Source organism: Maritimibacter alkaliphilus HTCC2654, assembly GCF_000152805.1.
GTDB classification, from domain to species: domain Bacteria; phylum Pseudomonadota; class Alphaproteobacteria; order Rhodobacterales; family Rhodobacteraceae; genus Maritimibacter; species Maritimibacter alkaliphilus.
Genome location: NZ_CH902578.1, coordinates 418,999 through 440,100 on the forward strand (window position 1 = coordinate 418,999; position 21,102 = coordinate 440,100).

General features: G+C 65.4%; 22 protein-coding genes. 10 read left to right on the forward strand and 12 right to left on the reverse strand.

What is annotated here, in order from left to right:
• Positions 1–58 precede the first annotated feature (58 nt).
• Positions 59–604, reverse strand: a complete 546-nt coding sequence (gene mepK / locus RB2654_RS03190; protein ID WP_407943655.1) for a peptidoglycan L,D-endopeptidase MepK — start codon at positions 602–604, stop codon at positions 59–61.
• Between the two features lie 345 nt (positions 605–949).
• Between mepK and RB2654_RS03195 the strand changes: the two genes are divergently transcribed.
• The 3 genes from RB2654_RS03195 to RB2654_RS03205 all read left to right on the forward strand — a co-directional run bounded on the left by RB2654_RS03195 (position 950) and on the right by RB2654_RS03205 (position 4,184).
• Entirely contained in the window at positions 950–2,569 is a 1,620-nt protein-coding gene (locus tag RB2654_RS03195; RefSeq protein ID WP_008328523.1) for a L,D-transpeptidase family protein, read from the forward strand.
• Positions 2,570–2,700: 131 nt separating this feature from the next.
• Complete coding sequence (locus tag RB2654_RS03200) at positions 2,701–2,967, forward strand: acyl carrier protein (protein ID WP_040885417.1); 267 nt, start codon at positions 2,701–2,703, stop codon at positions 2,965–2,967.
• Positions 2,968–2,975: 8 nt separating this feature from the next.
• Positions 2,976–4,184: a beta-ketoacyl-[acyl-carrier-protein] synthase family protein gene (locus RB2654_RS03205; protein WP_008328527.1), complete on the forward strand. Its 1,209-nt coding sequence runs from the start codon at positions 2,976–2,978 to the stop codon at positions 4,182–4,184.
• 72 nt (positions 4,185–4,256) lie between these two features.
• Here RB2654_RS03205 and RB2654_RS03210 read toward each other — a convergent pair whose 3' ends face one another.
• Positions 4,257–4,973, reverse strand: a complete 717-nt coding sequence (locus RB2654_RS03210; RefSeq protein ID WP_008328529.1) for an invasion associated locus B family protein — start codon at positions 4,971–4,973, stop codon at positions 4,257–4,259.
• 528 nt (positions 4,974–5,501) lie between these two features.
• On the opposite strand from RB2654_RS03210, the gene RB2654_RS03220 reads away from it, so the two are divergent.
• Positions 5,502–7,079 carry a helicase HerA-like domain-containing protein gene (locus tag RB2654_RS03220; protein ID WP_008328531.1) on the forward strand — a complete coding sequence of 526 codons (1,578 nt, stop codon included), beginning with the start codon at positions 5,502–5,504 and terminating at the stop codon, positions 7,077–7,079.
• Here RB2654_RS03220 and RB2654_RS03225 read toward each other — a convergent pair.
• The 3 genes from RB2654_RS03225 to RB2654_RS03235 form a co-directional block, all read right to left on the reverse strand.
• Positions 7,066–7,692, reverse strand: a complete 627-nt coding sequence (locus tag RB2654_RS03225; RefSeq protein WP_008328532.1) for a M23 family metallopeptidase — start codon at positions 7,690–7,692, stop codon at positions 7,066–7,068. The genes RB2654_RS03220 and RB2654_RS03225 overlap by 14 nt on opposite strands.
• A 90-nt stretch (positions 7,693–7,782) precedes the next feature.
• On the reverse strand, positions 7,783–8,553 hold the full coding sequence (locus RB2654_RS03230) for a hypothetical protein (RefSeq protein WP_008328533.1): 771 nt from the start codon (positions 8,551–8,553) through the stop codon (positions 7,783–7,785).
• Between the two features lie 61 nt (positions 8,554–8,614).
• Entirely contained in the window at positions 8,615–9,940 is a 1,326-nt protein-coding gene (locus RB2654_RS03235) for an HlyC/CorC family transporter (protein ID WP_008328534.1), read from the reverse strand.
• A gap of 80 nt (positions 9,941–10,020) precedes the next feature.
• Here RB2654_RS03235 and RB2654_RS03240 point away from each other — a divergent pair, with 80 nt between their 5' ends.
• The 3 genes from RB2654_RS03240 to RB2654_RS03250 all read left to right on the forward strand — a co-directional run bounded on the left by RB2654_RS03240 (position 10,021) and on the right by RB2654_RS03250 (position 13,678).
• Positions 10,021–10,836, forward strand: a complete 816-nt coding sequence (locus RB2654_RS03240) for a metallophosphoesterase family protein (protein WP_040884334.1) — start codon at positions 10,021–10,023, stop codon at positions 10,834–10,836.
• Positions 10,837–10,952: 116 nt separating this feature from the next.
• Complete coding sequence (locus RB2654_RS03245) at positions 10,953–11,720, forward strand: SDR family NAD(P)-dependent oxidoreductase (RefSeq protein ID WP_008328537.1); 768 nt, start codon at positions 10,953–10,955, stop codon at positions 11,718–11,720.
• Between the two features lie 176 nt (positions 11,721–11,896).
• Entirely contained in the window at positions 11,897–13,678 is a 1,782-nt protein-coding gene (locus RB2654_RS03250; RefSeq protein WP_008328538.1) for an SLC13 family permease, read from the forward strand.
• Between the two features lie 4 nt (positions 13,679–13,682).
• On the opposite strand, the gene RB2654_RS03255 is transcribed toward RB2654_RS03250, so the two are convergent.
• From RB2654_RS03255 to RB2654_RS03265, 3 genes are read right to left on the reverse strand one after another with little or no spacing between them, the layout of a single operon-like run.
• Positions 13,683–14,261, reverse strand: a complete 579-nt coding sequence (locus tag RB2654_RS03255) for a retropepsin-like aspartic protease family protein (RefSeq protein WP_008328540.1) — start codon at positions 14,259–14,261, stop codon at positions 13,683–13,685.
• Between the two features lie 45 nt (positions 14,262–14,306).
• Positions 14,307–14,933 carry a MarC family protein gene (locus RB2654_RS03260; protein WP_008328542.1) on the reverse strand — a complete coding sequence of 209 codons (627 nt, stop codon included), beginning with the start codon at positions 14,931–14,933 and terminating at the stop codon, positions 14,307–14,309.
• Positions 14,934–14,949: 16 nt separating this feature from the next.
• Positions 14,950–16,791 carry an ABC-F family ATP-binding cassette domain-containing protein gene (locus RB2654_RS03265; RefSeq protein ID WP_008328544.1) on the reverse strand — a complete coding sequence of 614 codons (1,842 nt, stop codon included), beginning with the start codon at positions 16,789–16,791 and terminating at the stop codon, positions 14,950–14,952.
• A 205-nt stretch (positions 16,792–16,996) separates the two neighbouring features.
• Here RB2654_RS03265 and ndk point away from each other — a divergent pair, with 205 nt between their 5' ends.
• Together ndk and RB2654_RS03275 are read left to right on the forward strand one after the other, a co-directional pair.
• Positions 16,997–17,419 carry a nucleoside-diphosphate kinase gene (ndk, locus tag RB2654_RS03270; protein ID WP_008328547.1) on the forward strand — a complete coding sequence of 141 codons (423 nt, stop codon included), beginning with the start codon at positions 16,997–16,999 and terminating at the stop codon, positions 17,417–17,419.
• A 133-nt stretch (positions 17,420–17,552) separates the two neighbouring features.
• A complete protein-coding gene (locus tag RB2654_RS03275) occupies positions 17,553–17,804 on the forward strand; it encodes a hypothetical protein (RefSeq protein WP_008328550.1) in 252 nt (83 codons plus the stop codon).
• Positions 17,805–17,807: 3 nt separating this feature from the next.
• Here the strand turns inward: RB2654_RS03275 and RB2654_RS03280 are convergent, their stop codons facing one another.
• From RB2654_RS03280 to RB2654_RS23295, 3 genes are read right to left on the reverse strand one after another with little or no spacing between them, the layout of a single operon-like run.
• Entirely contained in the window at positions 17,808–18,695 is an 888-nt protein-coding gene (locus RB2654_RS03280; RefSeq protein WP_008328556.1) for a CE1 family esterase, read from the reverse strand.
• The gene (locus RB2654_RS03285) at positions 18,692–19,018 is read right to left on the reverse strand and encodes a TfoX/Sxy family DNA transformation protein (RefSeq protein WP_008328557.1); all 327 of its coding nucleotides are present in this window, start codon (positions 19,016–19,018) and stop codon (positions 18,692–18,694) included. The genes RB2654_RS03280 and RB2654_RS03285 overlap by 4 nt, the downstream gene beginning before the upstream one ends.
• Positions 19,019–19,072: 54 nt before the next feature.
• Positions 19,073–19,213 carry a hypothetical protein gene (locus RB2654_RS23295; RefSeq protein WP_008328563.1) on the reverse strand — a complete coding sequence of 47 codons (141 nt, stop codon included), beginning with the start codon at positions 19,211–19,213 and terminating at the stop codon, positions 19,073–19,075.
• Between the two features lie 311 nt (positions 19,214–19,524).
• Between RB2654_RS23295 and RB2654_RS03290 the strand changes: the two genes are divergently transcribed.
• On the forward strand, positions 19,525–20,394 hold the full coding sequence (locus tag RB2654_RS03290) for an MBL fold metallo-hydrolase (protein WP_008328565.1): 870 nt from the start codon (positions 19,525–19,527) through the stop codon (positions 20,392–20,394).
• Between the two features lie 73 nt (positions 20,395–20,467).
• On the opposite strand, the gene rplI is transcribed toward RB2654_RS03290, so the two are convergent.
• Positions 20,468–21,100: a 50S ribosomal protein L9 gene (gene rplI / locus RB2654_RS03295; RefSeq protein ID WP_008328566.1), complete on the reverse strand. Its 633-nt coding sequence runs from the start codon at positions 21,098–21,100 to the stop codon at positions 20,468–20,470.
• Positions 21,101–21,102 lie beyond the last annotated feature (2 nt).

The following is a 21,102-nucleotide window of genomic DNA, read 5'->3' on the forward strand; positions in this document are numbered from 1 at the left end:
GGCAAAAAGAAACCCCGGCGCGCGGGCCGGGGTGGTTCCTTGTCGCACTCGGGCGCAATCAGCTGCCCCAGGAGCGGACCTGACCGCAATCCATGTGCACGAAATTCGAGCCGGAGTATTTGCCGACGCCGCCGGCGCGGCAGGCCTGAGCGGCCTTGAAGATCTGGTTCACCGAGCGGGAGTTCAGGCGAAGGTCGGCGGCCTGACCCTTGAGGTGAAGCGAATTCTTCGCCACGCCGCGCGAGCGGGACCGAAGCATCGCATTGGTTTCCGGCGAACGGTAGCCCGAAAGCAGCATGTAGGGTTCGGTGGAATCGAGCAGCGCGTGCGCGGCTGCGGTGATGTCCAGCGTCCGCGTGTCGATCGCAATCTGCTTGTCGACCCGCGCGTCGCGCATGAAGTAATTGATCTCGGCGAGCGCCTCTTTGATGTACTCGCCCTCGATCCAGTAGATCGTGTTGATGCTTTCGCCGGTTCGGCCCGCGTACATCGCGATCCGCCGCACGTCACCCGCGCCACGAAGGAACCCTGCTGCATTTGAAAAGGTCGGTGCTGCTGCTACTGCGGTTGCCGCGAAGGCACCCAGCAGAGCACGGCGGCTCATGCCATTGGAGCTCGACATCGTCATTGTCCCAAACGTCCCAGTTTCTTGCCTACCCACTCCGTTCAGCGGGATATTTCGCCATTAGTCCCCAGGCGATGAGGGGAATATGACACAACTCGATTCGTGGGAAAAGCCCAGTTTGTTGCCCTTCGGAACGAATCAAGGGGTTTGGGCAAAATCTCGCTGAAAAGCCCAAACATTGCCTTAAAGCGTGGTGAAACTGTCGCACCCCTTGGGCGACGGCCCGAAACGCCCGGACCTGTCGGCTTTGTGATTTCCCCCGGATGGACCCTGTGGCAAGACTTGGGAGTTAGGGAAGAAACGCCATTTGACGAACCGGGGACCATGAAGACGACAAAGCTCAACCGCCTATTCCGCCCGATCCTGCTCTCTATCGCACTTGCCGTGCCTGCCACCGCGGTCGCCACCTTGCCCGCGACGGCGCAGATCAAGATTTCCACCTTCGCACAGGCGATCGCCGAAGCGGCCTCGGACGACGAGGATATCGCGGGCTTTTATCGTGAGAATGGCTATCAGCCGATCTGGACCTCGGGCTCGGACGAGCATCAGGCGCGGATCATGGCGCTGTTTCAGGCGATCCAGCATGCCGACGACCACGGGCTGCCGGAGCGTGCCTTCGACACCGCCGCACTGGAAAACGCGATGCGGGCCATCGACAGCCCCCGCGATCTGGGCCGCGTCGAAGTCGATCTTTCCAAGCTCTTCCTGACCTATGCGAAATACATCCAGACCGGCATTCTGACGCCCGCGGCCGTCGACGACGGGATCAAGCGCGAAGTGCCGCTCAAGGATCGCACCGAGTTGCTCAAGGCGTTCTCGCAGGCGCAGCCCGCGCCGTTCCTGCGCACGCTGCCCCCGAAATCCGAGGAATACGCCCGCCTGATGCGTGAAAAGCTGCGGCTGGAGCGTGTCCGGGCCGAGGGGGGCTGGGGTCCGACGGTTCAGGCCGGCTCGCTGCGCCCCGGCGATCAGGGGCAGGCGGTGATCCAGTTGCGCAACCGTCTGGTCACTATGGGCTACATGGATCGCTCGGCAACGCAGACATACGACGAGAATATCCAGCGGGCGGTGCAGCGGTTCCAGACCAACCACGGGCTGACCGCCGATGGGGTCGCCGGTGGCGACACGGTCAAGGCGATCAACACGCCGGTCGAGGATCGGCTGGAGCGCATCATCGTCGCGATGGAACGCGAACGCTGGATGAATATCGAACGCGGCGACCGCTACGTCTGGGTGAACCTCACCACCTTCACCGCCCGCGTCGTCGACGGTGGCAAGGTGACGTTCGAAACCCGGTCGGTCGTCGGCCAGAACCTGTCGACCCACCGCACGCCCGAATTCTCGGACATGATGGAGCACATGGTCATCAACCCGTCGTGGTATGTGCCGCGCTCGATCATCGTGAACGAATATCTGCCCGCCCTGCGCGCCAACAGCGGTGCGGCCGGTCACCTGCTCATCACCGATGCGCGGGGGAGGACGGTCAGCCGGGCGACGGACTTTTCGCAATATTCGGCCCGCAACTTCCCGTTCGACATGCGTCAGCCGCCGGGACCGGGCAATGCACTGGGCTACGTGAAGTTCATGTTCCCGAACCAATACAACATCTACCTGCACGACACTCCGTCCAAGAGCCTGTTCGGGCGTGAAGTGCGGACCTTCAGTCATGGTTGCGTGCGTCTCCAGCAACCGTTCGACTTCGCGTACACCATGCTCGCGCCGCAGGAGGCCGACCCCGAAGGGTTCTTCCAGTCGATCCTGCGCACGGGGCAGGAAACCAAGGTCGAGCTGGACGAGCCGGTTCCGGTGCACCTCGTCTACCGCACGGCCTTCACCGATACGCGTGGCGAGATGAACTATCGCAACGACATGTATGGCCGCGACGCCCGCATCTGGGCCGCGCTTCAGGCCGCCGGCGTCGATCTGCGTATGCTCGACAGCTGACCGGGGCCGAGATCCTGAAAACCGGCGTGGGCCTTGCCTGCGCCGGTTTTTTCTTGCGCCGTCATCCCGGCGTTGCATTTCGGTGGCAGGGGACCGGGAAATGAGACAGGATGGAGGCGACCATGAAAGACATGACCGACGATATCGCAGGACAGGTGATCGACATTCTCGCCCGCCAGGCGGTGCGCGATCCTGCCGACATCGACCCTGACGCCGCGCTCGAAACCCTCGGGATCGACAGCATGGGGCTGGTCGAGATCATCTTCGCCATCGAAGAAACCTTCGACGTGTCGGTGCCGTTCAACGCCAATGCGCCCGAGGCGGGGGGCTACGATCTGACCACCGTGAACGGGGTGATCGACGCGGTGCGCGCACTGGTCGGGGCGCGGGGCGCCTGAGCCACCTCATGCGGCGGGTCGTCATCACCGGGGCCGGGACGATCAACCCGCTCGGCGCAAGCGTTTCCGAGACCTTCGAGGCGATGAAAGCCGGCCGATGCGCCATCGGCCCGCTCGACATTCGTGACGCGGACCGGCTGACAGCCCCGATCGGGGCGCAGGTCGCGGGCTTCGACCCGGCGGCGCATCTGGACCGTCAGACGATCTCGCTCACCGATCGGTTCAGCCAGTTCGCGCTCGTCGCGGCGGAGGAGGCGATGGGGCAGGCGGGGCTTGCCGCCGATCCCGACCTCGCGCCCCGGTTCGGTGCGGTCCTCGGCAATTCCGGCGGCGGGATGGAAACGCAGGACGACGGCTTCCGTGCGGTCTATGAGGCGGGCAAGGCGCGGGTTCACCCGTTCACCGTGCCCAGGCTCATGGGCAATGCGCCAAGCGCCCATCTGACGCTGCGCCACGGCCTCAGGGGGCCGTCCTTCACCGTCTCGTCCGCCTGCGCGTCGTCCAATCACGCGATGGGGCAGGCGGCGAGCCTGATCACCAGCGGGCAGGCCGACGTGATGCTGACGGGCGGGACCGAGGCGATGCTGACCTTCGGCGGGCTGAAGGCGTGGGAGGGGCTGCGCGTCATGTCGGCAACCGGATGCCGCCCGTTCTGCGCCAGCCGCGACGGCATGGTGCAGGGCGAAGGCGCGGCGATTTTCGTGTTCGAGGCCGAGGAGCACGCACGCGCCCGTGGCGCGACCATCCTCGCCCATGTCGCGGGCCACGCCATGACCTCGGATGCGCGCGACATCGTTCTGCCGGACGCAGCCGGGGCGGCGGCGGCGATAACGGGGGCTCTCCGGGCCGCGGACCTGACGCCGGGCGACATCGGCTACATCAACGCCCACGGCACGGCCACGGCGGCCAATGACCGGACCGAGGCGGCGGCGATCCGCGCCGCGTTCGGGCCGGAGGCCGACCGGGTCGCGGTGTCCTCCACCAAATCCATGCACGGGCACCTGATCGGCGGGGCCGGCGCGGTCGAGCTGATCGCCTGCCTGCTGGCGCTTGGCGAAGGCGTCATCGCACCCACCGTCGGATGGCGCGAGGCGGATGCGGATATCGCGCTGAACCTCGTCACCGGACAGGCGCGAACGGCACGGGTCGAAGCGGTTCTGTCCAACGCCTTCGCCTTCGGGGGCATGAACGCCGTACTCGCGCTGACCGCACCTTGAAAACCGGCTCCTGAAACGAAAACCGCCGCACCCGGTGGGCGCGGCGGTTCGATCGTTCGATGTCAGCCAAGCTTACTGCGCGGCTTCCGCTGCGGGTGCGGCGGCCTCGGGGGCTGCCGGCTGCTCGAGCGAGTCATAGGCGGCGGTGAAGCCCTTGAGCGACAGCGGCAGTTCGACCTTCTGGTCGGGGGCCGCGACCGGCACCACCGTCAGGGTCGCCGAGCCGCCCGCTTTGAACGCCGCCACTTCGGCCGAGGTGTAGCCGATCTGGGCGACACAGCCGTTCGGATCGCAGAAGCGGAACGGGTAGCGCTTGGGCGCGGCGCTGTCGACGCCGATGGTCATCTGCTGGGTCAGTAGAACGCCGAGCGGCACGATAATCATCGAACCGGCTGCGGCCTCGTTGCCTTCCGGCAGCTTGCCGATGGAGACTTTGCCGACCGGCGCGCCTTCGGGCTCTTCACGCAGGAACTGGGTGATCTGGCAGGGCGCGGGGCCGTCGTTGCCCGGAATGCGCAGGCATTCGCGCTGCCAGTCGTCGAACACTTCGTCGACATAGGTTTCGACCTGCGGCGCTTCCGTCGTTTCGCCCATGTCGAGGTCCGGGTTGCCGGTCGCTTCGTCAGCGGCGGCCGGGGCCTCTTCGGTTGCGGGGGCGTCGGTGGCAGGCGCTTCGGCGGCAGGCGCTTCGGCGGCCGGTGCGTCGCCTTCGTTGGTGTCTTGCGCATAGGCCGCACCGCCCAGCGCGATCAGCGCGGCAAGGCCAAGAGGTTTCAGGATCGTTGCCATTGTGGTTTCCCTGTTTCCGTCCGGAGTTGTCGAAGGACCCACTAACATGAGCCTTGGATGAGGTCAGCCCCCGATTTGGTCCGCGCAGATTTCCGCCCATGCGGGCCGGGGGCGTCGGGTGTCCGGACAAGGGGTCGCCACGATAGAAAAAGGGCCCGCAAACTGCGAACCCTTTCTCGTTTTTTTGTTCTCCCTGCCGGACTGGCCGACTTATGGGCAGGACGCTACGATGAAAGATGAGACCCGTCAACAGCCCATTCGCGATCTGTGATGGAACCCGTAACGGATCGTGAAGACGTGCCGCAGACGCATGAAAACAAGGGACTTCGCCTCTGGTGATCCCCTCTTCACCGCGATGCGCGGGACCGGGCGCAAAAAGACCGCGCCCCAAGGGGCGCGGCAGTCTGACAGGGAGGAAGTCATCCGGACCCAAATGGACATGCGCCCGGATGCGGATCACTCTGGCAGGAAAGGGTTAAAAATGTATTGTCACCTGAGAACGTTGCAGGACTAAGGGGTATTCGGGGCATGGTTGGCGGACTGGACGGGGCGATTTTCGTGGGTGGCGGCGGCGAGGAATACGCCACCAAGCAGGGGTTGCTCCTGAAATACGCGAACCGGCACGGTCTGGTCGCGGGCGCGACCGGGACCGGCAAGACCGTCACGCTCCAGATCCTGTCCGAAGGGTTCTCCAAGGCCGGGGTTCCCGTCTTCGTCTCGGACGTGAAAGGCGATCTCTCCGGTCTCGCCGCGACCATGAGCGCCGACCACAAGCTGCATGAGCCATTCCAGAAACGCGCAGGCATCATCGGCTTCGAGGATTACGCCTACGAGGCGTTCCCGGTCACCTTCTGGGACATCTACGGCGAACAGGGCCACCCGATCCGCACGACGGTGAGCGAGATGGGGCCGCTGTTGCTCTCGCGTCTCCTCGAGCTCACGGACGTGCAGGAAGGGGTGCTCAACATCGCCTTCCGGGTCGCCGACGAACAGGGCATGCCGCTTCTCGACCTCGAAGACCTTCAGGCGCTTCTGGTCTGGGTCGGCCAGAACGCCGAAGACCTGTCGCTGCGCTATGGCAACGTCGCCACGGCCTCGGTCGGGGCGATCCAGCGGGCGCTTCTGGTGCTCGAAAACCAGGGCGGTAAACGGCTGTTCGGGGAACCGGCGCTGGAATTGTCCGACATGATGCGGACCGAGCCGAACGGGCAGGGGCGCATCTCGATCCTTGCCGCCGACAAGCTGATGGCGTCGCCCAAGCTTTACGCCACCTTCCTGCTCTGGCTGTTGTCGGAACTGTTCGAGGAACTGCCCGAGGTGGGCGACCCCGACAAACCCAAGCTGGTGTTCTTCTTCGACGAAGCGCACCTTCTGTTCGATGACGCCCCCAAGGCGCTGGTCGACAAGGTCGAACAGGTTGCGCGGCTCATCCGGTCAAAGGGTGTGGGCGTCTATTTCGTCACGCAAAACCCGGCGGACGTGCCAGAGGACGTGCTGGGTCAATTGGGCAACCGTATCCAGCACGCCTTGCGCGCCTTTACGGCCAAGGACCGCAAGGATCTGCGGCAGGCGGCGGAAACCTATCGCGACAACCCCCGCTTTTCGACCGAGGACGCGATCCGCGAGGTCGGCGTGGGCGAGGCGGTGACATCCTTCCTCGAAGCCAAGGGCGCGCCGGGGGTGGTGGAGCGCACGCTGATCCGCCCGCCGTCCTCGTATCTGGGCTCGATCGACCCGGCCCTGCGCAAGTCGGTGATCGATACTTCGCCCATCGCGGGCAAATACGAAGCCCTGATCGACCGGGAATCCGCGGCGGAAATCCTCGCCGCCCGCGCCGAAGCGGCGGCGAAAGAGGCCGAAGCGGCGGAAGCCGCCGTTGCCGAACCCGAGGACGCAGCAGGCCCGCGCGAATTCAACAACGCCCGCCGCTATGACGGGGGCCGCAGCCCAAGCCGGACCACCCGCAAGACCACGAAGAAAGACGACCGCTCGTTCGGCAGTCAGGTCGGCGAAGAGGTGACCAAGGTCATCATCAAGGAGCTCAAGGGCACCACGGGCCGCCGGATCGTGCGCGGCATCTTCGGAACCATCTTCAAGGCGCGGTGAGCCCCGGCGACGAGCTTCCCCGGCAGACGACCGGATAGGTGATCTTGTCGGCAGGCGCGCTCTGACCCCGGTAGCAGGTGACACGGCCCGGTCCGTCGACCCAGTTTCCGTTCGGGTCCTCCTGCACCATGCCCTGCCACCAGTTGTTGCCGGATCTGACCCGCGCGCCCGGTTCGACCTCGCGGTGATACTCGAAATGCAGGTGGGGATAGGACGACAGAAGCCCGGTCTCCCCGAGCGTGCCGATGGGGGCGCCCCGCGCGACGCGCTGCCCGACCTCGGCCTGACGCGCGGCAAGGTGGAAATACAGCGTCTGGACGCGCCGCCCGGTCGAGTCCTTCCCGTGGTCAATGACGATCCGGTTGCCGTATGCCGGTTCATACAGGCTGATCGTCACGACACCCGGCGCGGCGGCGATCACCGGCGTTCCCGTCGCGTCGGCCACGTCGATGCCCATATGGCCGGGTTGGCCGGTGGGGGTCAGGGGAATGAACTGCTGCGCGATGGCCGGGGCCGTCGCGGGCATCGTCACGGGGATCGCGGCGACATGGGGCGGATAGGGCACCGCCGTTCCCGGGCCGCGCGCAAGACACCCCGTCAGCACCGCGGACATCGCCACGAAACTCAAAACACGCCGCATCCGCATCCCTGCCCAAATAGATCCGCTGCGATCTTAGCGGCACGTGGCGCCGGACCGGAAGTCTCAGCTATGCTTTCGCTCGTGACGGGCGAGTTTCTTCTCGGCACCCGCCAAGGCGTCGCGCATCGCGTCCGACAGGTTGGTGGTGCCAAGCCGCTTGGGGGTCAGCACGCCCGAATGGGCCGCGCAGAGCCGCTCGGCCCCGTTCCAGCGCGTGACGATCCCGGCGCCCCAGTCGCGAAAGGCGCTGGCCGCCCCGGCACGTTTTTCCAGCGCCATCGACAGGGTCGGATGCACGCCCAGCTTGCCGGATTTGCCTTCGGAGCGGGGCGGGCGATAGTTGAACGTGTCGTCCACATGGATCGTGCCGCTCGCCGGATGATAGGCGAGGACCGAGCCGCAATGGATTTTCTCGTTCGCCGGGATCAGTTCGACCCCGTCGGGCGTCGTGAACTCGAGATCGGGGGCGAACGTCGCCCAGAGCGCCGGGTCGTTCGCCGTGAGGTTGCCCCATTTCAGCTTGGGAAACAGGCGCACATGGCGCGGCGTTCCGTAATGCGTGGCATCGGGGAAGTCGCGTTGCATCGCCTCGCTGTGAAGCGTGTGGAACGGATGCAGATTCACCACCGCGACCACGTTCTCACGGCCCCCGGTGATGGTGTCGACCTCGGCAAGCAGGTCGGGCGACAGGGTGTAGCTGTCCAGCATGACGAACCGACCGTCCGACAGGCGCACGAGCGAGGCCTGCGTGCCGATTTCGATCAGCCCGCCCAGCTTGAAGCTGCCCCGGATGTTCCAGAACCCGTTTCCGCAGTCGATGATCCGTTCGCGCATGACCCCTCCGTTTTGCGAACCCTATGAACCGGGCGGTTCGCCGGAAAGACCGGACCTTGCGTCAGGCGCCGAGTTTGCGGATTTTCAGGCGCGCGATCCGGTTGTCGACGCGCTTGGTCACCTCGAACCGGAACCCGTGGAAGGAAAACACCTGACCCTCGTTCGGGATCGTCTGCGCCTCGTGAATGACGAGGCCCGCGATGGTGTTGGCCTCTTCATCCGGCAGCGCCCAGTCGTTCGCGCGGTTGAGGTCGCGGATCGTCATGCCGCCATCCACCGAATAGCTGCCATCGGACAACAGCCGGTTGTCGCCGGCGTCGTTGGTGTCGAATTCGTCGGTGATCTCGCCCACGATCTCTTCGAGAATGTCCTCGAGCGTGATGAGGCCCTGAAGCGCGCCATATTCGTCCACGACGAGGGCGAAGTGGGTCTGACGCTTCAGGAACTCGCGCATCTGGTCGTCGAGCGTCGTTGTCTCGGGGATGAAATAGGGCTTCATCGCCACGCTGAGGATGTCGAAGGTTTCGAACGCCTCGGTCCGGCCCGTCTCGCCCGCGGCCTGACCTGCGGCATACATGGCGCGGCTCAGGTCTTTGGCGTGGATCACGCCCACGATGTTCTCCTGCTCCTCGCTGTAGATCGGCAGGCGGGTGTGGGGCGACGACAACGCCTGTTCGAGGATTTCGGTCGGCGATTTCGAGGCGTCGATCATCTCGATCTGGCTGCGGTGAAGCATGATCTCCTCCACCGTCCGGTCGCCCAGATCGAGCGCGCCCAAAAGGCGGTCGCGGTCCTCTTTCTCAACCGCGCCTTCGTGGTGGCCCAGCGTGATCGCACCCGCGATCTCCTCGCGCACGGCAAGGATCTGGCTGTCGGGGTCGGTCTGAACGCCGAAGGCGCGCAGGATCAGCCGGACCAGGCCCCGCACGATGCTCACGATCGGGGCGAGGACGAAGATGACGATACGGATCGGGGCCGACACCCAGCCCGCCGCGCTTTCCGGGCGGGTGATGGCATAGGTCTTCGGCAGCACCTCGGCGAAGATCAGGACCAGCAGCGTCATGATGATCGTCGCATAAGCCACGCCGCTGTCGCCGAAGAGCCGGGTGAACAGCGCGGTCGCCAGCGCCGAGGCGAGGATGTTGACGAAGTTGTTGCCCAGAAGGACGGACCCGATCAGGCGTTCGTTGTCTTCGGTGATGACCAGCGCCCGCTCGGCCTTCTTGTCGCCCTTGTCGGCCTTGGCGCGCAGTTTCCCGCGCGAGGCGGCGGTCAGTGCCGTCTCGGACCCGGAAAAGAACCCGGACAGGATCAGGAGGAGGAGGATGGCGCCGACACTCGTCCAAAAGGCGGTGTCGAGCAGCGTGCCGGTGTCGGCTGGGGTCATTGTGATTGCGTCTCTTTGGAATGATCGTGTTATGGTTCTCCGAAGCGCCCGTTTCAAGTGGGCGTGTCTGGGAGGACACCATGAAAATCACCGATCTGGGCCGCCTCGAAGGCCCGGTGGTGCTGTGGGGCGGGGCGCTTGGCAACCTGTCCGCGCTTCTGGCGCTGCGCGACGTCACGCGGGACGAGGGGATCGCGGGCGCGAACATCCTGTTCACCGGCGATCTCGCGGGCTACTGCGCCGAGGGCGAGGTCTGTGCGGACATGGTGCGCCGGCTGGGCTGGCGCGGCATCGCGGGCAACATCGAAAAGCAACTGGCGGACGGGGGCGCCGATTGCGGCTGCGGGTTCGCGGCCGGGTCGGTCTGCGACACGCTGTCGGTCAAATGGTGGGCGCATACCAACGCGACGCTGTCGACCGCGAGCCGCTATTGGTTCGCGGGTCTCCCCGATTTGGCGGTTTTCGAACATGCCGACCGCCGCTATGCCGTGATCCACGGCGGTGTCACCGACGTCTCGCGCTTCCTGTGGCCCGTGTCGCGCCAGCCGGAGTTCGCCGAGGAAATCGGTGCGATCGAAGCCGAGGTCGGGCCGGTGGACGGTGTGGTGGCGGGCCATTGCGGTTTCGGGTTCCAGCGCGTCGTGGCGGGGCGTCGCTGGATCAACGCGGGCGTCATCGGGATGCCGCCCAACAACGGGGTGCCGGGCGGGCAATACGTGCGGCTCGACCCGAAGGGAGCCCATATCCGGCGGCTGTCCTACGACCCCGCGCCCTCGGTCGCAGCCATGCGGCGGGCCGGTCTGACGCAAGGTTACGACGATGCCCTCACCACGGGCCGGTGGCCGTCGGAAGAGATCCTGCCGGGCGAGATGCGGCGAAAGGTGATGGCGAAATAGGCGCCCGCCCGCGAACGTTACGTCACCCGGCGCGGCGCGCCCCGCCTCGTATACCGATCACGTTGCGCAGGTGTGCAGCGGCTGCTACCCACCAAGCAACCAAGTTGGAGGACAGCATGCAGATTTCCAAAGAGACCCCCGTCGTCGTCACCGGAGGCGCCTCGGGCCTCGGTGCCGCCGTGATCCGTGCCATGGCCGAAGCGGGCGCGCCCGTCGGCATCTTCGATCTGAACGAAGAGGCGGGCACGAAACTCGCCGAAGAACTGGGCGGGGCCTTCGCCAAGGTCGACGTGTCGGATGCCGACTGCGTCGCCGCCGGGTTCGAAACCGTCCGCGCCAAGAACGGTCAGGAGCGGATCATGGTGAACTGCGCCGGGATCGGCACCATCGGCAAGGCGGTCAGCAAAGGGGTCGTCCACGACCCGAACGCATTCGCCAAGACCCTGATGGTCAACACCGCAGGCACGTTCTATTGCGCGTCGCAATCCGCGCTCGGCATGATGCAGGCCGAACCGCTGACCGAAGACGGCGAGCGTGGCGTGATCGTCAACACCGCGTCGGTCGCGGCCTTCGACGGCCAGATCGGTCAGGTGGCCTATTCCGCGTCCAAAGGGGCGGTCGCGGGCCTGACCCTGCCGCTAGCGCGCGAACTGTCCCGCGACGGCATCCGCGTCTGCACCATCGCGCCGGGCCTGTTTCTGACCCCGATGATGGAAGGCCTGCCGGAAGAGGCGCAGAAAAGCCTCGGCACGCAGGTTCCGTTCCCGTCGCGCCTTGGCAAACCGTCTGAATATGCCGCCATGGCCCGCCACATCGTCGAGAACTCGATGCTGAACGGCGAAGTGATCCGTCTGGACGGCGCGATCCGGATGGCCCCGAAATAAGCCGGTTCAGGCGGGTCTCCGCCCGCTTTCGACGCTGATACCAGCCGGCCCGCGTGCATCCGTCACGCGGGCCGATTTCATTCTTGCATCGGGCAGGAAAAATAACTCCAGTGCCCATGAACACGGGCGCGCGTCCATGCGTTTCCCCCGGACGTTCGGATTGGATCAGGGCAATCATGACCTCATTCCTCGGAGTCGACCCGGCCATCGTCGCCTTGGGCCTTCTGCTCCTCCTCTTCATCGCGTTCACGATCGAGAAATACCCGCCCGAGGTCACGGCGGCGGGGGGTGCCGCGCTGTTCATCGTGTTGGGGCTGACCCCGACCGACGAGGTGATGAGCGTGTTTTCCAGCTCCGCCCCCATCACCATCGCCGCGATGTTCGTCGTGTCGGGCGCGCTGGTGCGCACCGGCGTTCTGGACAGCCTTGCCGGGCTGGTGATCGGGCGGGCGCAGACGCGGCCCGTGCTCGCGGTCCTGATCTTCGTCTTCGCCACAATCGTCGCCTCGGCCTTCATGAACAACACCCCGGTGGTTCTGGTCCTGATCCCGGTCGTGATCCGGCTGGCGGCGAGCCTGAACCTCGCCTCGACCCGGCTGCTGATCCCGCTGTCCTATGCCGCGATCCTCGGCGGCACCTGCACCCTCATCGGCACCTCCACCAACATCCTTGTCGACGGGGTGGCCCGCGACGCGGGGCTGGAGCCGTTCTCGATCTTCGAAATCGCGCCCGTCGGCATCGTCGTGGCCGTGGTCGGCGGTCTGTCCATGCTGATCCTCGGGCGTTTCCTGCTGCCCGACCGGGCATCCGACCTGCCGGAGGATAGCGAAGAAACGGCGTTCCTGTCGGAAATCACCATCCGCGCCGACTATCCCCAGATCGGCGAGGCTCTGGGCAAGGTCGCGGATTTTCAGCGGGCCGGCATCCGGATCACCGGGGTCCGGCGCGGGCCGCAGATCGAACGGCGCGACCTGCCGGACATCGTCCTGCAAAAGGGCGACGCGGTCATCCTGTTCGCTCCGACCTCGGAGCTTCTGACACTGGCCCAGCAATCCGGTCTGCGCGTCGGTCTGCGCCGGTCCATCGAACTGGACGCAAGCGCCAAGGTCCGCGTGGCCGAGGCCATCGTGACACCTTCGCGCCGGTCCTCCGGGGTGCGGATCGCCGACCTCGCGCTCGGGCGCCGGGCCGGGATGCGCGTGCTGGGCGCCTATCGCCCGAACCACATTGCCGGTGCCGATCTGTCGAGCGTGCGCCTGCGCCCCGCCGACAAGCTGCTGCTCGAGGGCACTGCGGAGGGTTTCGAAGAACTCACCCGCTCCGGCGACGTGATCTCGGTCACGGAACCCGGCGGGCGCGCCTTCCGCCGCCGTCAGGCCCCAATCGCGGTGCTGACGCTGGTGGGGATCGTGGGCCTCGCCGCCTTCGACATTCTGCCTATCGGCATCCTCGCACTGCTGGGCGTCGCGCTGATCCTCGTCTTGCGCTGCATCGACAACGACGAGGCGTGGTCCTCCATCGACGCCTCGATCCTCGTCCTGATCTTTTCCATGCTCATCATCGGCCTCGGATTGGAGGCGACCGGCGCGGTCGAACGGATCGTTCAGATGCTGGTCCCGTGGCTCGACGGGCTATCCCCGTTCATGGCACTGCTTGCGGTCTACGTGGTCGGGTCGATCCTGACCGAGGTGGTGACGAACAACGCGGTGGCGGTGATCTTCACCCCCATCGCCGTCGGGCTCGCGACCCAGATGGGCGTCGACCCGCGCCCCTTCGTCGTCGCCGTCATGTTCTCGGCCAGCGCGAGCTTCGCGACCCCCATCGGCTACCAGACCAACACGCTGGTCTACGGTGCGGGCAACTACAAGTTCGCGGATTTCCTGAAGATGGGCGTGCCGATGAACCTGATCGTCGGGGTGACGGCGGTGGTGGCGATCAGCCTGTTCTTCCCGCTCTGACGGTTCACCGCGTGAGGATCAGCATGTCGTCCGCGATCTCGATCCGGTCGAAGCGGCGCAGATAGGTCATGCCCAGAAGCGACATATCCATCGCCCCCTCGTTCACGTAAACGCGCACGTCGCGTTCCGTGATATCGCCCAGCACCATCTCGTCGACCGTGGTCGGCGCGGTGCGCACCTCGCCGTTCGCGGTCATGGCGGTGCCGATGAAGGGCAGGTCGTCGGGGTTCAGCCCGACCCGGCGCGCGTCGTCCATGCTGAGAACCACTTGACTGGCCCCGGTGTCGACGACGAAATTCACCGGCGTTCCGTCGACCTCCAGCGTCAGATAGAAATGCCCGTCGGGGCGGCGCGGTACCTCCACCACACCCTGCGAGACGACCGACTGGCGCGGCATCACATCCCGGCTGATGTCGTTCCACAGCCCATAGGCGCCGATCGCGCCCACGAAGATGAGCGCCCAGATCGCTAGCTGTTGCAGGCTTTTGCCGAGATTGGCCTTGTTCATCATGAAGAACGACCCGATCACGGCGGCGCCGAGCAGGACGAGGTAGGTGAGACGACCGATTTCGTAGCTATCCATGCCGTATCACATAGGCACGCGGCAGGGCGGTTTCCATGCGGCGGATCAGCCGAACAGCCCGGTCTGCGCCAGCCCGTCGATCATGAACTGGATCGCCAGCGCCGCCAGCAACATGCCGAGCAGGCGGGTCACCACGTTGATCCCGGTGTCCTTGAGGTATCGCCCCAGCGCCCCCGCGGCGAGGAAGAAGGCGAAGACGCAGACCAGCACGGCGACCATGACACCGACGATGGCCAGCTTGCCCACCACCTCGTCCGCCCCGCCCATGAGCAGGATCATGGTCGCCATCGCGCCGGGCCCCGAGATCAGGGGCATGGCCAGCGGGAACACGCTGGGATCGTCGGCGGGGTCCAGCACGCTCGCCTCGGACTGGCTCTCGCGCCGCTGCTTGCGCCGCTCGAACAGCATGTCGAGCGCGGTCAGGAACAACAGCGCGCCGCCCGCGATGCGAAAGGCCGCCATCGAGATACCGAAAAGGTCGAGCACCGCCTGACCCGCCAGCCCGAAGATCATCAGGATCACGGCGGCGACCAGAACCGCGCGCACCGCCACCACCCGGCGATGCGGGGCCGTCATATCTTTGGTCAGCGCCAGAAACACCGGCGCCAGCCCGATCGGGTCGATAATCACGAACAGCGTGACGAAGGCGGGCAGGAGCGCGTCGAAACTCATGGGGTCACCCTGCGCGTCAGGCCTGCGCCCTGTCGAGCTTTTCCTGCGCCTGCATCCAAAGCGCCTCGGCCCGGTCGAGCCCGTCCATCACTTCGGCATATTTCTTCTGCCAGACTTCCATCTCGCCGACCTTGGACTTGTCATAAAGGTCGGGGTTGGCCAGCTTCTTGGCCAGCTTCTCGCGCATATCCTCGAGCTTTTCGACCCGCGCCTCGCATTTGCGCACCTCGGAGCGCAGCGCGAGCACCTCGTCACGGCTGGCCTTTCTGGGCTTTGGCTTCTCCTCGGCCGGCTTCTCCGGCTTGTCCGAGGTGAGCAGCAGTTTGCGGTAGGCTTCGAGGTCTTCCTCGAACGGCGTGACGCGCCCGCCCTTCACCAGCCAGAGCCGGTCGGCAACCAGCGACAAAAGGTGCATGTCGTGGCTCACCAACACGACCGCGCCGGTGTATTCCGTCAGCGCCTCGACCAGCGCCTCGCGGCTTTTGATGTCGAGGTGGTTGGTCGGCTCGTCGAGGATCAGAAGATGCGGCGCGTCGATGGTGGCGATCAGCAGCGTAAGCCGTGCCTTCTGCCCCCCCGACAGCCGCGCCACGACCGTTTCCGCCTGCTCGGCGCCCAGCCCGAAGCCCGACAGCCGCGCGCGCAGGCGGGCCGGGGTTTCGTCCGGGCGCAGCCGCCGCAGGTGATCGATGGGTGTTTCGTCCGGGTAAAGCTCGTCCATCTGGTGCTGGGCGAAATAGCCGATACGCAGCTTGGAGGCCGTGGTGACACGCCCGCCCATCGACGCCAGCCGGCCCGAGATCAGCTTGGACAGCGTCGACTTGCCTTCGCCGTTCTTGCCCAGAAGCGCGATCCGGTCGTCCTGATCGATGCGCAGGTCCAGCTTCGACAGTACCGCCTTGCCGTCATAGCCCACCGATCCGCTCTCGATCGCCACGATGGGCGGCGACAACTCCTCCGGCTCCGGGAAGGTGAACTTGCGCAACGCCGCTTCCTGCGGCGTCACCGTGAACTTCAGCTTCTCGATCATCTTCAGACGGCTTTGCGCCTGCTTGGCCTTGGTCGCCTTCGCGCGGAACCGATCCACGAAGCTTTGCAGGTGATCGCGCCGCGCCGCGTTCTTGCGGTTCTCGGCCTCGGCCACGGCCAGACGCGCCGCGCGCGTTTCGGCGAAGGTGTCGTAGCCGCCCTTGTAAAGCGTGATCTTCTTGGCCTCGAGATGCAGGATCGACCCGACCGCGCGGTTCAAAAGCCCCCGGTCGTGGCTGATGACCAGCACCGTGTGCGGATACTTGGCAAGGTAGCTTTCAAGCCAAAGCGCCCCTTCGAGGTCCAGATAGTTGGTCGGCTCGTCCAGAAGCAGCAGATCGGGCTCGGCAAAAAGCACGGCGGCCAGCGCCACGCGCATCCGCCAGCCGCCCGAGAAATCCGAACAGGGCCGGGCGTGGTCGGGATCATCGAACCCCAGACCCTTCAGGATCGAGGCCGCGCGCCCCTCGGCGCTCCAGGCGTCGATGTCGGTGAGCCGCGCCTGAATCTCGGCGATCCGCGCCGCATCCTCGGTCTCTTCCGCCAGAAGCGCGGCACGTTCGGTATCGGCGGCCAGCACGGTATCGAGCAATGACACGTCGCTCGCGGGCGCTTCCTGCGCGACCCCTCCGATCTTGGCCCCACGGGGCACGGAAATCGTTCCGGTTTCCAAGGTCAGCTCGCCCCGGATCAGCCGAAAGAGCGTGGTCTTGCCGGTCCCGTTGCGCCCCACCAGCCCCACTTTGTGCCCTTCGGGGATCACGGCGGAGGCGTGGTCGATCAGCGGACGGCCCTCGACCGAGTAAGAGATATCGTCGATCCTCAACATGCCCGCCTACTGCCCGAACCCCAAAGGCGCGTCAATTCCGTCTTTCCGGTCCTGAAATATCCCGGGGGGATTTGGGGGGCTGGCCCCCCAACCTGATCGGCGTGCAGAAGCGCGTCGAAACCCCTTTCCCCCAAAACCGCCCCATGCTATCCGCCGCGCGACGATTGCAACCGGGCTTTGCCCGCGACACGAAAGAGGGACCGACATGGCCATTCAACGCACGTTTAGCATCATCAAACCGGACGCCACCAAGCGCAACCTGACCGGCGCGATCAACGCCAAACTCGAAGGCGCGGGCCTGCGCATCGTGGCGCAGAAGCGCATCAAGCTGTCGAAAGAGCAGGCCGGTGTGTTCTACGCCGTCCACAAAGAGCGCCCGTTCTACGACGAGCTGTGCGAATTCATGTCGTCCGAACCGATCGTGGTTCAGGTTCTCGAAGGCGAGAATGCGATCCTGAAGAACCGCGAAGTCATGGGCGCCACCAACCCGGAAGAGGCCGCCGAAGGCACCATCCGCAAGGAATTCGCCCTGTCGATCGGTGAAAACTCGGTCCACGGTTCCGACGGTGAAGACACCGCCGCCGAAGAGATCGCGTATTTCTTCTCGGGTCTCGAACTGGTCGGCTGATCCGCCCGTCCCATGACACTTTGAAAGGCCGCGTTAACCGACGCGGCCTTTTCTTTTGGGCGGCTCGCCAGGTGTTAACCCCAAATTAACCGGTCCGCTCCCACGCTGAATGCGTATCCGGGAGTCATGTACCATGCCTGAAGTCGATGCCATTTCCGTCGCCCACGCTGACCTTGTAAGCGCCCTCGCGCAGCGGTTCGATGTGCGCGAGGTCACCGACGAATTCGATGAGCCGATGGTGATCCTCGCGACCGCGCTGCCGATGGGTCAGACGCTCGTGCATCTGGAAGACATCGGGATGGAGGCGGCGGGCAGCGCGCTTGTCCCGCGCGGCGGCGACAGGGGGGCGGTCTATGCGCTTTACGCGCAGGGGATGACGCCCTGACCCTTACCGGATCGACGAGAAGAACGACCAGACGAAGGCGGTGCCTTCGACCTCTTCCGTGCCCCGGCCAAGCACCGCGACGGGCAGGTCCGGCCCACCGCCCGGCCATTTGTGGCCCAGCCCCTCGATCGACAGGGTCCAGATCGGCACGCTGCATCCGGCGAGGCGCGTGAAATTGGCCTTGGTGTCGTCGTCGCGCCGGTCGTAGCTTTTGAGTTCGCCCGGCCCGGTGCAGCCCGCCTTGCCCGCGAACATATCGATCGTGTCCTGCTGGCTGATGAGCGACAGAACCGTGTCGCCCTGCATCGGCAGGTCGCCACCCTCGGCGGGAATGACCGGGTCGTTGGTGCCGTGGATCGACAGAAGCGGCACCGCAGGGGTGCGCGCGCAATCGTCGAGCAGCGCCTTGGGCAGCGGCATCGAAACCGTCGCGATCCCCCGGATACCGCCGCGCTGACAGGCATAGGCAAAGCTCATCTGGGCACCCAGCGAAAAGCCGACCATGAAGATGCGGTCGCGGTCGATCCGGTATTGCTGCGCGGTCAGCCCGATCACCTGATCGAGATAGGCGATATCGTCGCGGCGGGGGCTGGGTTCGAAGGTGCCCGTGCCCTGACCGATGTCCCAGACCCGGTTCACCGCATTGGGGAACACGGCCACGAAGTTGTGCTTCTTGGCGAATTCCCCCCACTTGCCACGCGTGGTTTCGATCATCCGGTTGTCGGTCTGGAACACGCCGTGAAGCACGAGGACCAGCGGCATCTCGCCCTGCGGCTCGTCCGGCGCGAAGACCTGAAACCGGCGCGGAAAGCCCTCCATCTCGAAGCGCACCTCGCTTGCGGCAAGCGAGCCGGGCAGGAGAAGAAGGATCAGCAGGAAAAGTCGGATCATCGTGGGGCCCTCACTCCGATTTCGTCGAGCATCGCTTCGATGCCGGTCAGATTGCGCGACGCACTGGCCTTGAGCGCGTCGAAGCGCAGCTTCAACGCGTCTTTCTCGGCGCCCTTGCAGTCGTTCCAGGGACGGCCCTGCAACCCCATGACAAGGGCGTAATATCCGATGAAATGCGCAGGTTCACCCGCCGCCAGCCATTGCGCATAGGCGGCGTCCGCCCCCAGCGCACGCAACGCTTCCGCCGAGCCGATGCCGGCTCGTTCAAACCCCTCGGCCGTCGCCGGACCGAGATTCGGAATGGAGGTTACGGGCGTCGCCATCCGCCGATCCTGCGAGGGCAGGGGCGGCGGGTCAATCCGCTACGTGTGCGAGTCTCAGATCGCGGCCCAGTCGGTGATGACCGGCTTGGGTTTGGGCGCTTCGGCTTCGGCCTTGCGCTCGGTCTGTTTCGCTTTGGTATCACGGCTCGCGGCGGGTTCGCGCTGCTCGATGCGCGGATCCTTGTAGGTTGCCATCTGCCTCTTCCTTTGTGTTGGCTTGCGCACGTCCAACGTGCGAGCCGGTGGGTTGATCCACCCTGACACCCCTCTTTTTCGGGGGTTGTCCGATGACGCTGCGCGCGCAATCGGGTCAGAGCGTGGCGGAAATACGGCGAGATCGTGGCGCTCGGCAAGATGCTTAATGCACTGTGAACGCGGGATTTTGCGCATGAGCGGAAGGGCGCTCAGGGGGCGCTGGAAATCCGCCGTCCGACCCGAAAAACAAATTCATGGAACAGAATGCGTTCGCTTGTGTTGTCCCGGTGAGCAACGACACAGGAGGCAGCATGAAACGCCCGATCGTCAAAAGCTTCTACGACGAAACCACCGGAAGCTGGCAATACGTTTTTCACGACCCGGTCACCCTGAAAGGTGCGGTCGTCGACCCGGTTCTGGATTTCGACCGCCGCGCTGGTGCCGTGACGCATGGGAACGCCGACCGGATTCTGGAGTACATCGCGGAGACGGGGATCGAGGTCGTCTGGATTCTCGACACCCATCCCCATGCCGACCACTTCTCGGCCGCGCAATATCTGAAACAAAAGCTCGGTGCGCCGACGGCCATCGGGGAGAAGGTGACCGGCGTTCAGGCGCTTTGGCGCGACTACTATCACCTGCCGGATCAGCCGGTGGACGGTTCGGCCTGGGACCGGCTGTTCGCCGATGGCGAGACGTTCATGGTCGGGGATCTGGAGGTTTCGGTGATGTTCACGCCGGGGCATACGCTGGCGACGATCACCTATGTCGTAGGCGATGCGGCTTTCGTGAACGACACCTTCATGATGCCGGACGCGGGCACCAGCCGCGCCGATTTTCCCGGCGGCAATTCAGCCGACCTTTACGCGAGCCTCAAGCGCATTCTGGCACTACCCGACGAGACGCGCCTGTTCGTGGGGCATGACTACGGACCGGATGGGCGCGAGCCGGCCTGTTGCGCGACGGTGGCCGAGCACAAGGCCCGCAACAAGCATCTGAGCGGCGATGTGTCGGAGGCCGACTACCGCACCACCCGCGACGCACGGGATGCGACCCTGCCGTTGCCCGACCTGATGCTCTACGCGCTTCAGGTCAACATCCGGGGCGGGCGGCTGCCGGAACCGGAGGCGGATGGGCGGTCGTATCTCAAGGTGCCGGTGGACCTGTTCGAGCCGCGTTGACGCGATGAGGTCCGGGCACGAAAAAGGGCCGCGCGACACGCCGCACGGCCCTTTCCGGAGATTGGACTGACGATTACTCGTCGTCCGATTCTTCTGCCGGGGCTTCGTCGGCGACACCGGCGGCTTCCGCCAGCTCTTCGTCGTCCGAAGCGGCGGCACCCAGATCGTCGAACAGCTCGGCGATCTCGAAATCGGCGGCGGCTTCTTCTTCCGCGGCCAGTTCCTGGATCGACTTGCCCGAAGCCTGAATCTCGGCTTCTTCCGGCGAACGGGCCACGTTCAGCGTGATCGTGACCATGACTTCGGGGTGCAGGTGGATTTCCACCTCGTGCAGACCCAGCGTCTTGATCGGTTCGCGGATCAGGACCTGCTTGCGGTCGACCGTGAAGCCCTCTTCGGTGGCAACGTCGGCGGCGTCACGGGTGGTGACGGAGCCGTAAAGGTTGCCGCCGTCCGAGGCGGAGCGAATCACGATGAACTGCTTGCCGTCGAGGTTCGACGCCAGCGATTCAGCTTCTTTCTTCGTTTCCAGATTGCGTGCTTCCAGCTGCGCTTTCTGGGTTTCGAAGTGTTCGATGTTGGCTTTCGACGCGGTCAGCGCCTTGCCCTGCGGCAGAAGGTAGTTGCGCGCAAAGCCGGGCTTTACGTCGACCACTTCGCCCATCTGGCCAAGCTTGGCCACACGTTCGAGAAGGATGACTTCCATTG

Coding starts and splice junctions, on each gene's coding strand:
- mepK (WP_407943655.1), bottom strand. CDS start 604: ATGAGCCGCCGTGCTCTGCTGGGTGCCTTCGCGGCAACCGCAGTAGCA.
- RB2654_RS03195 (WP_008328523.1), top strand. CDS start 950: ATGAAGACGACAAAGCTCAACCGCCTATTCCGCCCGATCCTGCTCTCT.
- RB2654_RS03200 (WP_040885417.1), top strand. CDS start 2,701: ATGACCGACGATATCGCAGGACAGGTGATCGACATTCTCGCCCGCCAG.
- RB2654_RS03205 (WP_008328527.1), top strand. CDS start 2,976: ATGCGGCGGGTCGTCATCACCGGGGCCGGGACGATCAACCCGCTCGGC.
- RB2654_RS03210 (WP_008328529.1), bottom strand. CDS start 4,973: ATGGCAACGATCCTGAAACCTCTTGGCCTTGCCGCGCTGATCGCGCTG.
- RB2654_RS03220 (WP_008328531.1), top strand. CDS start 5,502: ATGGTTGGCGGACTGGACGGGGCGATTTTCGTGGGTGGCGGCGGCGAG.
- RB2654_RS03225 (WP_008328532.1), bottom strand. CDS start 7,692: ATGTCCGCGGTGCTGACGGGGTGTCTTGCGCGCGGCCCGGGAACGGCG.
- RB2654_RS03230 (WP_008328533.1), bottom strand. CDS start 8,553: ATGCGCGAACGGATCATCGACTGCGGAAACGGGTTCTGGAACATCCGG.
- RB2654_RS03235 (WP_008328534.1), bottom strand. CDS start 9,940: ATGACCCCAGCCGACACCGGCACGCTGCTCGACACCGCCTTTTGGACG.
- RB2654_RS03240 (WP_040884334.1), top strand. CDS start 10,021: ATGAAAATCACCGATCTGGGCCGCCTCGAAGGCCCGGTGGTGCTGTGG.
- RB2654_RS03245 (WP_008328537.1), top strand. CDS start 10,953: ATGCAGATTTCCAAAGAGACCCCCGTCGTCGTCACCGGAGGCGCCTCG.
- RB2654_RS03250 (WP_008328538.1), top strand. CDS start 11,897: ATGACCTCATTCCTCGGAGTCGACCCGGCCATCGTCGCCTTGGGCCTT.
- RB2654_RS03255 (WP_008328540.1), bottom strand. CDS start 14,261: ATGGATAGCTACGAAATCGGTCGTCTCACCTACCTCGTCCTGCTCGGC.
- RB2654_RS03260 (WP_008328542.1), bottom strand. CDS start 14,933: ATGAGTTTCGACGCGCTCCTGCCCGCCTTCGTCACGCTGTTCGTGATT.
- RB2654_RS03265 (WP_008328544.1), bottom strand. CDS start 16,791: ATGTTGAGGATCGACGATATCTCTTACTCGGTCGAGGGCCGTCCGCTG.
- ndk (WP_008328547.1), top strand. CDS start 16,997: ATGGCCATTCAACGCACGTTTAGCATCATCAAACCGGACGCCACCAAG.
- RB2654_RS03275 (WP_008328550.1), top strand. CDS start 17,553: ATGCCTGAAGTCGATGCCATTTCCGTCGCCCACGCTGACCTTGTAAGC.
- RB2654_RS03280 (WP_008328556.1), bottom strand. CDS start 18,695: ATGATCCGACTTTTCCTGCTGATCCTTCTTCTCCTGCCCGGCTCGCTT.
- RB2654_RS03285 (WP_008328557.1), bottom strand. CDS start 19,018: ATGGCGACGCCCGTAACCTCCATTCCGAATCTCGGTCCGGCGACGGCC.
- RB2654_RS23295 (WP_008328563.1), bottom strand. CDS start 19,213: ATGGCAACCTACAAGGATCCGCGCATCGAGCAGCGCGAACCCGCCGCG.
- RB2654_RS03290 (WP_008328565.1), top strand. CDS start 19,525: ATGAAACGCCCGATCGTCAAAAGCTTCTACGACGAAACCACCGGAAGC.
- rplI (WP_008328566.1), bottom strand. CDS start 21,100: ATGGAAGTCATCCTTCTCGAACGTGTGGCCAAGCTTGGCCAGATGGGC.